Annotated in this window: 10 protein-coding genes; all 10 read right to left on the reverse strand. The window is 50.5% G+C overall.

What is annotated here, in order from left to right:
- Positions 1-25: 25 nt before the first annotated feature.
- A complete protein-coding gene (gene rplC / locus ACFQNG_RS16415; protein ID WP_379866693.1) occupies positions 26-652 on the reverse strand; it encodes a 50S ribosomal protein L3 in 627 nt (208 codons plus the stop codon).
- 33 nt (positions 653-685) lie between these two features.
- On the reverse strand, positions 686-994 hold the full coding sequence (rpsJ, locus tag ACFQNG_RS16420) for a 30S ribosomal protein S10 (RefSeq protein ID WP_029072148.1): 309 nt from the start codon (positions 992-994) through the stop codon (positions 686-688).
- 616 nt (positions 995-1610) lie between these two features.
- Positions 1611-1955 (reverse strand): PadR family transcriptional regulator, encoded by a 345-nt coding sequence (locus ACFQNG_RS16425; protein ID WP_379866696.1) that lies wholly within the window; start codon positions 1953-1955, stop codon positions 1611-1613.
- 372 nt (positions 1956-2327) lie between these two features.
- Positions 2328-3515: an elongation factor Tu gene (tuf, locus tag ACFQNG_RS16430; RefSeq protein ID WP_379866697.1), complete on the reverse strand. Its 1188-nt coding sequence runs from the start codon at positions 3513-3515 to the stop codon at positions 2328-2330.
- Between the two features lie 115 nt (positions 3516-3630).
- The gene (fusA, locus tag ACFQNG_RS16435) at positions 3631-5706 is read right to left on the reverse strand and encodes an elongation factor G (RefSeq protein ID WP_379866698.1); all 2076 of its coding nucleotides are present in this window, start codon (positions 5704-5706) and stop codon (positions 3631-3633) included.
- Positions 5707-5742: 36 nt separating this feature from the next.
- Positions 5743-6213, reverse strand: coding sequence for a 30S ribosomal protein S7 (gene rpsG, locus ACFQNG_RS16440; RefSeq protein WP_379866700.1), 471 nt, complete (start codon positions 6211-6213; stop codon positions 5743-5745).
- A 45-nt stretch (positions 6214-6258) separates the two neighbouring features.
- On the reverse strand, positions 6259-6672 hold the full coding sequence (gene rpsL / locus ACFQNG_RS16445) for a 30S ribosomal protein S12 (RefSeq protein ID WP_379866702.1): 414 nt from the start codon (positions 6670-6672) through the stop codon (positions 6259-6261).
- A 160-nt stretch (positions 6673-6832) separates the two neighbouring features.
- Complete coding sequence (locus ACFQNG_RS16450) at positions 6833-7081, reverse strand: 50S ribosomal protein L7ae-like protein (RefSeq protein WP_379866704.1); 249 nt, start codon at positions 7079-7081, stop codon at positions 6833-6835.
- 81 nt (positions 7082-7162) lie between these two features.
- The gene (rpoC, locus tag ACFQNG_RS16455; protein ID WP_379866705.1) at positions 7163-10777 is read right to left on the reverse strand and encodes a DNA-directed RNA polymerase subunit beta'; all 3615 of its coding nucleotides are present in this window, start codon (positions 10775-10777) and stop codon (positions 7163-7165) included.
- A 73-nt stretch (positions 10778-10850) separates the two neighbouring features.
- Positions 10851-14387, reverse strand: a complete 3537-nt coding sequence (gene rpoB, locus ACFQNG_RS16460; protein ID WP_379866784.1) for a DNA-directed RNA polymerase subunit beta — start codon at positions 14385-14387, stop codon at positions 10851-10853.
- Positions 14388-14502 lie beyond the last annotated feature (115 nt).

Consider the following 14502-nt stretch of genomic DNA (forward strand, 5'->3'; position numbering starts at 1 on the left):
GCTCCTCCTTTCTTCAATCTGTCAATTATTTGCCTTTTACAGCGGATTTGATTACGAGATAACTATTTTTAGGTCCTGGCACCGCACCTTTGATCAGGAGCAAGTTTTTCTCAGCGTCAACGCCAACGATTTGCAAGTTTTGCGTCGTCACGCGATCGCTGCCCATGCGCCCTGGCAAGGTTTGGCCTTTGAATACGCGGTTTGGCGCAATCGCACCCAAGGAACCTGGCCCACGATGGTAACGGGAACCGTGGCTCATTGGCCCGCGAGCTTGGTTGTGGCGTTTGATTGCACCAGCAAACCCTTTCCCTTTGGAGGTACCAGTTACGTCAACCAGTTCTCCTGCGGAGAAAATGTCCGCTTTCACAACTCCGCCCAACTCATAGTCAGCTAAGTTTACGCCACGGATTTCTTTAATGAACTTTTGCGCTGCAGCGTTCGCTTTTTTCGCATGACCCAATTCAGGCTTGTTTGCACGATGTTCTTTCTTCTCAGCGAAACCGAGCTGGATCGCTTCGTAACCGTCATTGGCAACGTCTTTCTTTTGCAATACTACGCATGGACCCGCTTCAACCACGGTAACTGGAACAACCACACCATCTTCGTTGAAGACTTGAGTCATCCCGATCTTTTTACCGAGAATCCCTTTCACTGTGTACACCTCCTACCACTCTAAATTCATCAATTACAATTTGATTTCAATATCAACACCAGATGGCAAATCCAGGCGCATCAACGCATCAACGGTTTGTTGCGTAGGATTTACGATGTCGATGAGACGTTTATGAGTGCGCATTTCGAATTGCTCACGAGAATCTTTATATTTGTGAACCGCACGCAAGATCGTGTAAACCGTTTTTTCGGTTGGCAGCGGAATTGGACCGGACACGCTAGCACCCGTCCGCTTAGCGGTATCTACGATTTTCACCGCGGATTGATCCAAAACACGGTGATCGTAAGCCTTTAAACGAATGCGAATCTTTTGTTTTGCCATTGTTAACCCTCCTTCTCGCTCATTTTGCTAAATGAACTTCTCCGCGAAAATTTCCCGCCCAGCCATGGCAAAGGGGCCGGGTGTGTCGGCAACCTTTCGCATCATCGCGTTCATGACAACATTCAAGATTATAATGAAAAACAGAGGCAGATGCAAGCTTTTTTCCTTTTATTTTGCGGAAGCGACAAATAAGAGAGAGCTTAATAGTCTTAAATTTCTCCCATGAACGCGCTGAACTTACAATATTTTACTAGAACTCGCCCGCGGTTGCAAGTGATTCGCCGGGTATATCATTTGTCCACCTCTCACGGAGTTTGCTGGCCTCTCCTTTTTGCCCAATTCTTTTGGAATATTTACAAGGCACTAACCGAATATACATAGAGTTTGGTTATTCTCTTACCAAGTCTTTCATCTACTTCAGTAGGAAAGAAGGGATAAAATGAAACTTCGTCTTGCTCCCATCCTGTTTGTCATTTTGGGGTCCTGTCTTCTGCTGAGTGCCTGCACAAGCCTCTATCGAGCGCACCAAAGAAGGGAAACTATCCTTTGTTTGGAGCGGAACGGGTTCGTTTCAAGATACCCTGATTCCGGAGTCCCTTTCACCAGTTTGTAAAGCTCATTGATGACCACTTCCTTCATCTTCACGTCCTAACCCCTCCGCAATGATCCAGTTCACCCCACCGGCAAAGATGCGCCAATCTTTGATCAGTTCATCAAGATAAGCCGCTCCTTTATCCGTCAACCGGTAATACTTGCGTGGAGGGCCTTCCGTAGACTCCAGCAAATATGTGGAAAAGTACCCTTCTTTGGTTAACCTCCGCAACAGCGGATAAATGGTTCCTTCCGCTATCAGGAACTTCTCCGAAATGCTTTGTACCAACTCATAACCATAGCGGTCTTTGTTTTTGGCCAAAACCAGGACGCATAAAGTAAGCACGCCTTTTTTAAACTGTGCATTCAACTTCCTCACCAACCTTAAACCAGGTACAAAACATTATAAGGTACTAAATTTGGTTTTATTCTATCAAGTCATCACTCCATCGGCAAGTCATTCCGGGCAAAAGACCAACGACAGTAGGGGCAAATGGTCCCTACCATTCACAACCTGTGAAATATGTGCATCTCTCCACTCGTAATGATCCACTGTTTAACCACAGCAAAGGTCTCCTCGGGCTATAGCCTCCCCCTTTTCATACTCGCGCCAAACCCGAATGTGTTAAGGCCACCCAACTTGATTCTTCCAACCTTTATTCATTGTCAATCCGTCATCTTCGAAAAAAGAAAAAGCTGTCAACCCAATATGGGTTAACAGCTTTGTTAGCGAAGGCAACAATTACTCGATGATCGCGGTAACTGCGCCAGCGCCTACGGTACGACCACCTTCACGGATAGCGAAACGGGTACCGTCTTCGATCGCGATCGGAGCGATCAGTTCCACTTCCATTTCTACGTTATCGCCAGGCATGCACATTTCAACGCCTTCTGGCAATTTGATAACGCCGGTTACGTCGGTGGTGCGGAAGTAGAATTGTGGACGATAGTTGGAGAAGAATGGGGTATGACGTCCACCCTCTTCTTTGGACAGAACGTAAACTTGTGCTCTGAATTTGGTGTGTGGGTTTACGCTGCCAGGTTTAGCCAGTACTTGACCACGTTGGATGTCTTTACGCTCAACACCACGGAGCAGAGCACCGATGTTGTCCCCGGCTTGTGCGGAGTCAAGCAACTTGCGGAACATCTCAACACCGGTACATACGGTTTTGCGGGTTTCGCCAAGACCTACGATCTCAACTTCGTCACCCACTTTAACTACACCGCGCTCTACACGACCGGTAGCTACGGTACCACGACCGGTAATGGTGAATACGTCCTCTACTGGCATCAAGAAGGATTTGTCGGTGTCGCGTTCTGGAGTTGGTACATACTCGTCAACCGCAGCCATCAGGTCATGGATTTTTTGAGCCCACTCACCGGTTGGATCTTCAAGTGCTTTCAGAGCGGAACCAGCGATTACTGGGATGTCGTCACCTGGGAAGTCGTACTCGGACAGAAGTTCACGAACTTCCATTTCTACGAGTTCCAACAACTCTTCGTCGTCAACCATGTCACATTTGTTCAGGAAGACTACGATGTACGGAACACCTACCTGACGGGAGAGCAGGATGTGCTCACGGGTTTGTGGCATTGGGCCGTCAGCAGCGGATACTACCAGGATCGCACCGTCCATTTGCGCAGCACCGGTGATCATGTTTTTCACGTAGTCAGCGTGACCTGGGCAGTCAACGTGAGCATAGTGACGGTTGTCGGTTTCGTACTCTACGTGAGCAGTGGAGATGGTGATACCGCGCTCTCTTTCTTCTGGTGCTTTATCGATTTGGTCATAAGCGGTCGCTTGTGCGCCACCTTTTTGAGCCAAAACGGTGGTGATTGCAGCGGTCAAAGTCGTTTTACCATGGTCTACGTGACCGATGGTACCAATGTTAACGTGAGGTTTTGTACGCTCGAACTTGGCTTTTGCCATGACTAGGTATCCTCCCTTTACTCATGAAACTAAGTATTATTGTAATTGATATATGGAAATCCGGGAAGCGGAAACTTCCGCTTCGCCAGTTTCTTAACTCAGGAAATGATTGGAATTACTCGCCAGAACGCTTTTTAATGATCTCGTCGGCGATGTTGCGTGGAACTTCTTCATAGTGGTCAAACACCATGGAGAAGACGCCGCGTCCTTGGGTGCGGGAACGCAGGTTACTTACATAACCGAACATTTCCGCCAGCGGTACCATTGCGCGGATCACTTGGGCGCCAGCGCGCGCTTCCATACCCTCAACGCGGCCGCGACGGGAGTTGATGTCGCCCATCACGTCACCCATGTAGTCTTCCGGAACCGTAACTTCCACTTTCATCATTGGCTCCAAGAGGACTGGGTTACATTTGGATTTGGCCGCTTTGAGTGCCATCGAACCAGCGATTTTGAACGCCATTTCGGAGGAGTCCACATCGTGGTAAGAACCATCAACGATGGTCGCACGGATGTCAACCATTGGGAAGCCCGCTAAGACACCATTTTGCATGGCCTCTTCGATACCGGCTTGAACGGCTGGGATGTATTCTTTTGGAACCACACCACCAACGATTTTGTTGACGAATTCGAAGCCGGCGCCTTCTTCCAATGGTTCGAACTCGATCCAAACGTGACCGTATTGACCACGACCACCGGATTGGCGAACGAACTTCCCTTCCACTTTGGCAGGGGAGCGGAACGTTTCTTTGTAGGCAACCTGTGGAGCACCCACGTTGGCTTCCACTTTGAATTCGCGCTTCAGACGGTCAACGATGATTTCCAGGTGAAGCTCACCCATGCCCGCAATAATCGTTTGGCCGGTCTCTTCGTCGGTCCAAGTTTTGAAGGTTGGGTCCTCTTCCGCCAGTTTGGTAAGGGCCATACCCATTTTGTCTTGGTCCGCTTTGGATTTTGGCTCGATCGCGATCTTGATCACCGGCTCTGGGAACTCCATGGACTCAAGAATGATCGGATTCTTCTCGTCACTGAGAGTTTCACCTGTAGTGGTGTCTTTTAAACCAACCGCCGCCGCGATATCCCCAGCGTATACCGTGGAGATTTCCTCACGGTGGTTCGCGTGCATTTGCAGGATCCGCCCGATCCGCTCACGCTTGCCTTTGGTGGTGTTCATTACGTAAGAACCGGAATCCAACGTACCGGAGTAAACGCGGAAGAAGGTTAACTTCCCTACATATGGGTCGGTCATGACTTTGAACGCCAGCGCTGCAAATGGCTCTTCGTCACTGGAGTGACGCACCGTTTCCGTACCGTCCGGCAACGTGCCTTGGATCGCAGGCACATCCAGTGGCGATGGCAAATAAGCTACGACTGCGTCAAGGAGTGGTTGCACCCCTTTGTTTTTGTAGGAAGAACCGCAGAGGACTGGGGTGATTTTCACTTCACAGGTACCTTTGCGGAGAGTGGAGACGATTTCCTCTTCAGTGAGCTCTTCACCTTCGAGGTATTTCATCATCAGCTCTTCATCCAACTCGGCCACAGCTTCCACGAGGATGTTGCGGTACTCTTCTGCTTTGTCCGCGTATTCTTCTGGAATCTCGCGGGCTTCGGAAGTGGTACCCAGATCGTCGGTGTAGATGATCGCCTTCATGGTTACGAGGTCGATCACACCTTGGAAGTTGTCTTCGGAACCGATTGGAATTTGGATTGGCACAGCATTTGCGCCAAGGCGCTCGCGCATTTGCTGTACGGCGCCGTAGAAATCAGCACCGAGGATATCCATTTTATTAACATACGCAATGCGCGGTACGCCATAACGGTCAGCCTGACGCCATACCGTCTCAGATTGTGGCTCTACGCCACCTTTTGCACAGAATACACCTACTGCCCCGTCTAATACACGGAGGGAACGCTCTACCTCAACGGTGAAATCAACGTGTCCTGGAGTGTCAATGATGTTGACACGATGACCTTTCCACTGAGCGGTAGTCGCAGCGGAAGTAATGGTGATTCCGCGCTCTTGCTCTTGCTCCATCCAGTCCATAGTGGCCGCACCTTCGTGCACCTCACCAATTTTGTGTACGCGACCGGTGTAGAACAGGATACGCTCAGTGGTGGTCGTTTTACCAGCGTCGATGTGAGCCATGATCCCAATGTTACGTGTATTTTGCAAGGAGAATTCGCGTGCCATCGGAAATTTCTCCCTTCATATTGGAAAGAATGTTGATTACCAGCGATAGTGAGCAAATGCACGGTTGGCTTCTGCCATACGGTGCGTATCTTCTTTCTTCTTCACGGCTGCACCTGTATTGTTAGCGGCATCCATGATTTCGTTAGCCAAACGCTCTTCCATGGTTTTTTCACCGCGCAGACGAGCGTAGCTAACCAACCAACGGAGACCAAGGCTGGTGCGACGTTCTGGTTTTACCTCAACTGGAACTTGGTAGTTAGCACCACCTACACGGCGAGCTTTTACTTCCAGCACTGGCATCACGTTTTTCAGCGCTTGTTCAAACACTTCCATCGGATCGTTTCCAGTACGTTCACGAATGAGATCAAATGCATTGTACAAAATGCGTTGTGCAATCCCTTTTTTTCCGTCATACATCAGGCGGTTGATGAGACGGGTTACCAGTTTGCTATTGTAAATTGGATCTGGCAGTGCATCCCGACGAGCTACTGGGCCTTTACGTGGCATGCTTCTCCCTCCTTTTCATTGTGGTTCTATGCTGCGTCAGCTTTATTATTTCTTAGGACGTTTCGCGCCGTATTTGGAACGCGCTTGGTTACGGTTAGCTACACCTGCGGTATCAAGCGCACCGCGAACGATGTGGTAACGTACCCCTGGCAAGTCCTTAACACGTCCACCACGGATCAACACAACACTGTGTTCTTGCAGGTTGTGACCGATACCTGGGATGTACGCGGTAACCTCCGTGCCGTTGGTCAAGCGAACACGGGCATATTTACGCAAAGCGGAGTTCGGTTTCTTCGGAGTCATCGTACCCACACGCGTACATACACCGCGTTTTTGTGGCGCGCTTTGTGGCACAACCTCTTTTTTCATGCTGTTGTACGTGTATTGCAACGCTGGAGATTTGGACTTTTTGATTTTAGCTTGGCGACCTTTGCGCACGAGCTGGTTCATTGTTGGCATAACTGGCACCCCCTTCTGATGTTGGTTATATCCTCTCAAGACCACAGATCCAGGTGTTTCTTCCATGGTCGTAAAAAGTGGAACGACTAAAGGATTTATGAAAGTTGATCACGCCCACCCAAGATAGGGCGCGATCAACGATGGATTCAGTCGCTCTCGATCATTTCAAGATTGCTGCCGTCGCAGCACCCACGTCAATTCCACAGGCTTTACCAAGTTGCTTCATCGAATCGACGTGGATTACATAAATGCCACGATCCTTACAAAGTGTGAGGATCGGGTGTATCACTTGCGGATCCGCATCATCTGCAACTACTACTTCGAGCGCTCGGCCTTGCTCAATGGCCTTCTTCGTTTGCTTGGTGCCGATCGTCAACGATTCTGCTTGTTTCACTTTTTCATAAGACATTGATTCGCCCTCCAAAGTGAATAATTCCCAAGCACACGAAGTTATCTTACCACCTCATCTAGGCAAAGTCAACAAATAACTCTATTTAATGAGCACTGTTTCTTTGTCAGATTTATCCGTTTCGGTGGTTTCATTTGCCATCTGATACGTTTGGTTGCGATAACGGGAAATACCTGTACCCGCAGGAATCAGTTTACCGATGATGACGTTCTCCTTCAGGCCGAGGAGACCGTCCACCTTCCCTTTGATCGCCGCATCAGTCAAGACGCGTGTCGTTTCTTGGAAAGATGCCGCGGATAGGTAAGATTCCGTTTCCAGGGACGCTTTAGTGATACCCAAAAGAACCGGACGGGCGACAGCCGCATCGCCACCGTTAATCAACACTTTCCGGTTGGCCGCCTCATACTCGTGGATATCCACCACGGAACCAGGCAACAGTTCAGTCGTTCCCGCGTCCGTAATACGCACTTTACGCATCATCTGACGAATCATCACTTCAACGTGCTTGTCGTTGATTTCTACCCCTTGCAGGCGGTATACCTTTTGCACCTCTTGCAAGATGTAGAGTTGTACCCCTGCCACGCCTTTGACGCGCAGAAGCTCTTTCGGATCCACAGAACCCTCGGTCAATTCATCACCGGCTCTGACCTGGTCACCAACGGACACGCGCAGGCGGGAGCCGTAAGGAACGTGATGGACTTTGGATTCCACTTCTCCCTTGATCTCAATTTCGCGGCGGTCTTTCGTTTCACGAATATCAATCACTTCACCGGAGATTTCACTGATGACCGCTTGCCCCTTCGGATTGCGCGCTTCAAACAGCTCTTGAATACGCGGCAAACCTTGGGTGATGTCGTCTCCCGCAACCCCACCGGTGTGGAAGGTACGCATCGTCAGCTGGGTACCTGGCTCACCGATCGATTGCGCGGCGATGATTCCCACCGCCTCACCAATTTCCACTGGGGTTCCCAGTGCCAAGTTACGGCCATAGCATTTTTTGCATACCCCATGTTTGGTGCGGCAAGTGAGAACGGAACGAATCACGACTTCGGTGATGCCCGCATCAATGATTTCACTAGCGATCTCTTCATCGATCATCTCATTGCGACCGACGATGATTTCACCCGTCTCCGGATGGCGAACGGTTTGGAACGCCAACCGACCCACAAGCCGATCATAAAGATTTTCAATAACCTCATTCCCATCGGCAATCGCGCTGACGGCCATGCCACGGTCGGTACCGCAATCATCTTCACGAACGATCACGTCTTGCGCAACGTCCACGAGACGACGTGTCAGGTAACCGGAGTCAGCCGTTCTCAGCGCCGTATCCGCCAGCCCTTTCCGCGCACCGTGGGTGGAAATGAAGTACTCCAATACGGTCAAACCTTCACGGAAGTTGGTGCGAATCGGTTGCTCGATAATCCGTCCGGATGGGTTGGCCATCAGACCGCGCATGCCCGCGAGCTGAGTGATCTGGGAAACGTTACCCCGCGCTCCGGAGTGGGCCATCATGTAAATGGGGTTGTATTTACCCATGTTTTTCATGAGAACTTGGGTAATTTGATCTTTCGATCGGCTCCAGATGGAGATGACACGCTCATACCGCTCGTCTTCCGTAATCAAGCCACGACGGTACTGCTTCATCACTTTGGCTACATCTTCTTCCGCCTGAGCGAGGATCGCTTTCTTCTCCTCCGGCACATTTACGTCGGAGACGGACATGGTAATCCCCGCTTTGGTGGAGAACTTGTAACCAAGCTCTTTTACGCGGTCGAGGATTTCCGAGGTGATCGTCGTGCCAAACCGACGGAAACATTCGGCGATCACCGCACCCAAATCTTTTTTGGTCAGCGCGCCCGGGTCATCCATCTTAGCGATAAACTCACGCACGTCGACGCCTTTTTCAAAGATGAAATACTTATCGGGTGTGCCCGCAAAGTTCTTTTTGCCCGGCTCGCTGATGTAAGGGAACTCTACAGGGAAAATCTCGTTGAAAATCAATTTGCCCACGGTTGTCACCAAGAGGCTATTCCGCTGCGCCTCTGTGAACGAAGTTTTCTTCACATTGCGCGCCGGAATGGCAATACGGGTATGCAGGCTCACGTAGCCATGGTGATAAGCGTTGATCGCTTCAGAGACCGAATAGAAGATGGAGCCTTCGCCTTTTTCCCCTTCTTTTTCTATGGTCAGATAGTAACAGCCCAATACCATGTCCTGAGATGGGGTTACAACCGGCTTGCCATCTTTCGGGTTCAAAATGTTTTGCGCCGCCAACATCAGCAGGCGGGCTTCCGCTTGCGCTTCCGCAGACAGCGGCACGTGCACAGCCATTTGGTCACCGTCAAAGTCGGCGTTATATGCCGTACATACGAGCGGATGCAGGCGGATCGCTCGCCCTTCCACCAGAATCGGCTCAAATGCTTGAATTCCCAAGCGGTGAAGCGTGGGTGCGCGGTTAAGGAGAACGGGATGCTCCTTAATCACTTCTTCGAGTACATCCCACACTTCAGGATGAACGCGCTCCACTTTGCGTTTCGCACTCTTGATGTTATGGGCAAGCCCTTTGGCGACCAACTCTTTCATCACAAATGGCTTAAACAGTTCCAAGGCCATCTCTTTAGGCAAACCGCACTGATACATCTTCAGGTAGGGACCGACAACGATAACGGAACGACCTGAGTAGTCAACACGCTTACCCAGCAAGTTTTGGCGGAAACGCCCTTGTTTCCCTTTCAGCATGTGGGAGAGGGATTTCAATGGACGGTTTCCTGGTCCGGTTACGGGACGACCCCGACGACCGTTATCAATCAACGCGTCGACCGCTTCTTGCAACATCCGTTTTTCGTTTTGCACGATGATATCGGGTGCCCCCAGATCCAACAGACGTTTTAAGCGGTTGTTGCGGTTAATCACACGACGGTAGAGGTCATTCAAGTCAGATGTGGCGAAACGGCCCCCGTCCAATTGCACCATCGGGCGCAACTCCGGTGGGATGACAGGCAGAACGTCAAGGATCATCCAATCTGGTTTATTGCCGGAAGCGCGGAAGGCTTCCAACACTTCCAAACGTTTGATCGCGCGGTTGCGGCGTTGACCTTGAGCCGTTTGTAACTCTTCTTTGAGGCTCTCTACCTCTTTGTCGAGATCAATTTCTTGCAGCAAACGCTTAATCGCTTCCGCACCCATCATCGCCGTAAAGGCGTTTCCATACTTTTCACGGTAAGCGCGATACTCTTTTTCCGACAGGAGTTGCTTTTTCTCCAACGGGGTTGGACCTGGATCAACCACGACGTAAGAGGCAAAATAAATCACTTCTTCCAACGAACGTGGAGACATATCCAACACCAGACCCATCCGGCTGGGAATCCCTTTGAAATACCAGATATGGGAAACTGGAGCGGCTAACTCAATATGGCCCATCCGTTCACGACGAACTTTGGCGCGGGTAACTTCCACTCCGCATCGATCACAGACGACCCCTTTATAACGAACGCGTTTATATTTACCGCAGTGACACTCCCAATCTTTGGTCGGCCCAAAGATCTTCTCGCAGAACAAACCTTCTTTTTCCGGTTTGAGTGTACGATAATTGATTGTTTCCGGCTTTTTTACCTCACCACGAGACCAAGAACGGATTTTTTCAGGAGAGGCGAGGCCGATTTTCATATACTCAAAGTTGTTTACATCCAACATTGGGCGATTCCTCCCTCAGGATTCATCCCGTTGCATGTGGGGAGGGCGTGTAACCACGCCCCACATACGACGATCAAGAGTTTGAGTGGGCTGCATCCTCCTCAAGCAAATCAAAACCAAGCTTATCACTTGCCGCTTCCTCATCCTCATCCAATTCACGCATCTCAATTTCTTGCTCGTCTTCGGAAAGGATCTTCACATCCATACCCAAGCTTTGCAGCTCTTTGATCAGTACCTTGAACGATTCAGGAACACCCGGTTCCGGCACGTTTTCCCCTTTGACAATCGACTCGTAGGTTTTTACGCGGCCAACAACGTCATCCGATTTGACGGTAAGGATCTCTTGCAGCGTATGTGCGGCCCCGTATGCTTCGAGCGCCCATACCTCCATCTCACCGAAACGTTGTCCACCAAATTGCGCTTTACCCCCGAGCGGTTGTTGGGTAACCAGAGAGTATGGACCAGTGGAACGAGCGTGAATCTTATCATCAACCATGTGCGCCAGCTTAATCATGTACATGACGCCGACGGTGACACGGTTTTCAAACGGTTCACCTGTGCGACCGTCGAAGAGAAGGGTTTTGCCGTCATCATCCAAACCGGCTTCCCTCAACGTTTCAAACACATCGTTTTCTGTCGCACCATCAAATACGGGAGTAGCCATGTGCAAGCCCAATGCTTTGGCCGCCATACCCAAGTGAACTTCAAGCACCTGACCGATATTCATCCGCGATGGAACACCAAGCGGGTTCAAGACAACTTGCACTGGTGTGCCATCAGGCAAGAACGGCATATCTTCTTCAGGCATAATACGGGCGATAACCCCTTTGTTACCATGGCGTCCAGCCATTTTATCCCCTTCGGAGATCTTCCGCTTCTGGGCGATGTAGACACGCACCAACTGGTTTACACCAGGTGGCAACTCATCGCCGTTTTCACGGGTAAAGACTTTCACATCAACGACGATCCCATCTTGACCGTGTGGTACGCGGAGCGAAGTATCGCGCACTTCCCGAGCCTTCTCACCGAAGATCGCATGCAAGAGGCGCTCTTCTGCCGTCAGTTCGGTAACCCCTTTCGGCGTCACTTTGCCGACAAGGATATCACCCGGTTTAATCTCCGCACCCACGCGAATGATTCCACGCTCATCAAGGTTCTTAAGGGCATCCTCACCCACGTTTGGAATGTCACGGGTAATCTCTTCCGGCCCCAGTTTGGTATCTCTCGCTTCACTTTCCAACTTCTCGATATGGATCGAAGTGTATACGTCTTCCTTTACCAATTTTTCGCTCAGCAGAATCGCATCCTCGTAGTTGTAACCCTCCCAAGTCATAAAGGCAACCACGACGTTGCGGCCCAAAGCCATTTCACCTTGTTCGGTGGACGGACCATCCGCCAAGACATCGCCCACTTTCACTTTCTCACCCGCACGCACAACAGGGCGTTGGTTAATGCAAGTGCCTTGGTTGGAACGGGAGAACTTGATGAGTTTGTACTTGTCGATATCTCCCTCAATCAAGCGGCCGTCCACTTCTTGCTCATGGCGCACCCAGATTTCGTCCGCCGACACGCGGACAACCGTGCCTGGGCGTTTCGCCCGGATCATTACGCCCGAGTCGCGCGCAGCCACATGCTCCATACCGGTTCCGATAAACGGAGCTTCCGGTTTTAACAGCGGAACCGCTTGCCGTTGCATGTTGGAACCCATCAACGCACGGTTGGAGTCGTCGTTTTCCAAGAACGGAATGCACGCCGTTGCAACGGACACAACCTGTTTTGGGGAGACATCCATGTAGTCAACCCGGTCACGGGGAACATTGAGAATCTCCGAACGGTGACGAACGGTAACCAATTCGTTGGCAAAGGTGCCATCTTCATTGAGTTCCGCGTTTGCCTGCGCAACATAGTAGTTATCCTCTTCATCCGCCGTGAGATAGTCGATGTGATCAGTCACTTGGCCCGTATCCGGGTCCACTCGGCGATATGGGGTTTCGATAAAGCCGTATTCATTGACACGCGCAAATGTCGACAACGAGTTGATCAAACCAATGTTTGGACCCTCAGGAGTTTCGATCGGACACATCCGACCATAGTGTGAGTGGTGAACGTCACGCACTTCAAACCCTGCACGCTCCCGGGTCAAACCACCAGGACCAAGTGCCGACAGGCGGCGTTTGTGGGTAAGCTCAGCCAATGGATTGGTTTGGTCCATAAACTGAGACAATTGGCTGCTACCGAAAAACTCTTTGATCGCCGCAATCACTGGGCGAATATTGATCAGCGCTTGTGGCGTGATGGCATTGGCGTCTTGAATCGACATCCGCTCCCGCACCACACGCTCCATCCGGGATAAACCGATGCGGAACTGGTTCTGCAGGAGTTCCCCTACGGAACGCAGGCGACGGTTGCCCAAGTGGTCGATATCATCCGTGCTTCCGACTCCGTACAACAAATTGATGAAGTAGCTGATCGAAGCGATGATATCAGATGGGGTAATATGTTTAATCTCATCGGACACTTCTGCGTTGGAAATCACTTTGGTGACTTTGCTCTCATCATTTGGCGCATAGATATGCACAGCTTGCAAGGTGATGGGGCCTTCGTCTGGCACACCTCCACGCACTTTATGTTCTTTGCGACCAAACGCCGCTTCCCCTGTCAAATAGGGGATGAGCTTGTCTAGGACACGGCGCTCCAGCACGGTGCCCGCTTCCGCCAAAATCTCACCGGTTTCCGGATTTACCACAGGTTCAGCCAGCTTTTGGTTGAGCAAGCGATTTTTGATGTGCAATTTTTTGTTGATTTTGTAGCGCCCCACAGCGGCGAGATCATACCGCTTTGGATCAAAGAAACGAGCATATAGCAGGCTGCGGGCGTTTTCCGCTGTTGGCGGCTCGCCTGGACGCAAGCGCTCATAGATCTCAATCAGCGCTTTTTCGGTATTTCCTGTGTTGTCCTTGTCAAGGGTGTTGCGCACATACTCATCATCCCCCAACAGGTCAATGATTTCCGCATCACTGCTGAAGCCAAGCGCGCGTAACAGAACCGTCACAGGAATTTTGCGCGTACGATCGATACGAACATATATAATATCTTTGGCGTCAGTTTCAAACTCTAACCATGCACCACGGTTCGGGATCACTGTAGCAGTGTAAGTTGTTTTCCCGTTCTTATCCGCTTTCGTGTTATAATACACACTAGGCGAACGTACCAACTGGCTGACGATGACGCGTTCAGCACCGTTAATGATAAAGGTACCCGTTTCGGTCATGAGCGGGAAGTCACCCATAAAGACTTCTTGCTCTTTCACTTCACCCGTCTCTTTGTTGATGAGACGCACTTTGACACGAAGCGGCGCGGCGAAGGTTACCTGATGATCTTTCGCTTCTTCAACAGAATATTTGGGTTCACCCAGGCTATAGTCGATAAACTCGAGCACCAGGTTACCGGTAAAGTCTTCAATCGGCGAGATATCGCGGAACATTTCCCGCAATCCTACATCTAGGAACCAGTCATAAGACTTTTGCTGAATCTCAATCAGATTCGGCAGCTCGAGAACCTCATTAATGCGAGCATAGCTACGACGTTGCCGACGACCACATGGGATCATTTTACCAGCCAAACAAACTCCCCCCTCGCATCCAGTCAAAAGCCGCTCAATCACAAGCGACTAATCACGGTAAAAAAAGAAAATGAGTGAATACGCAACCTCATTTTACCTAGAA

Origin of the sequence: Laceyella putida (assembly GCF_042665195.1) — a bacterium.
Classification (GTDB): Bacteria; Bacillota; Bacilli; order Thermoactinomycetales; family Thermoactinomycetaceae; genus Laceyella; species Laceyella putida.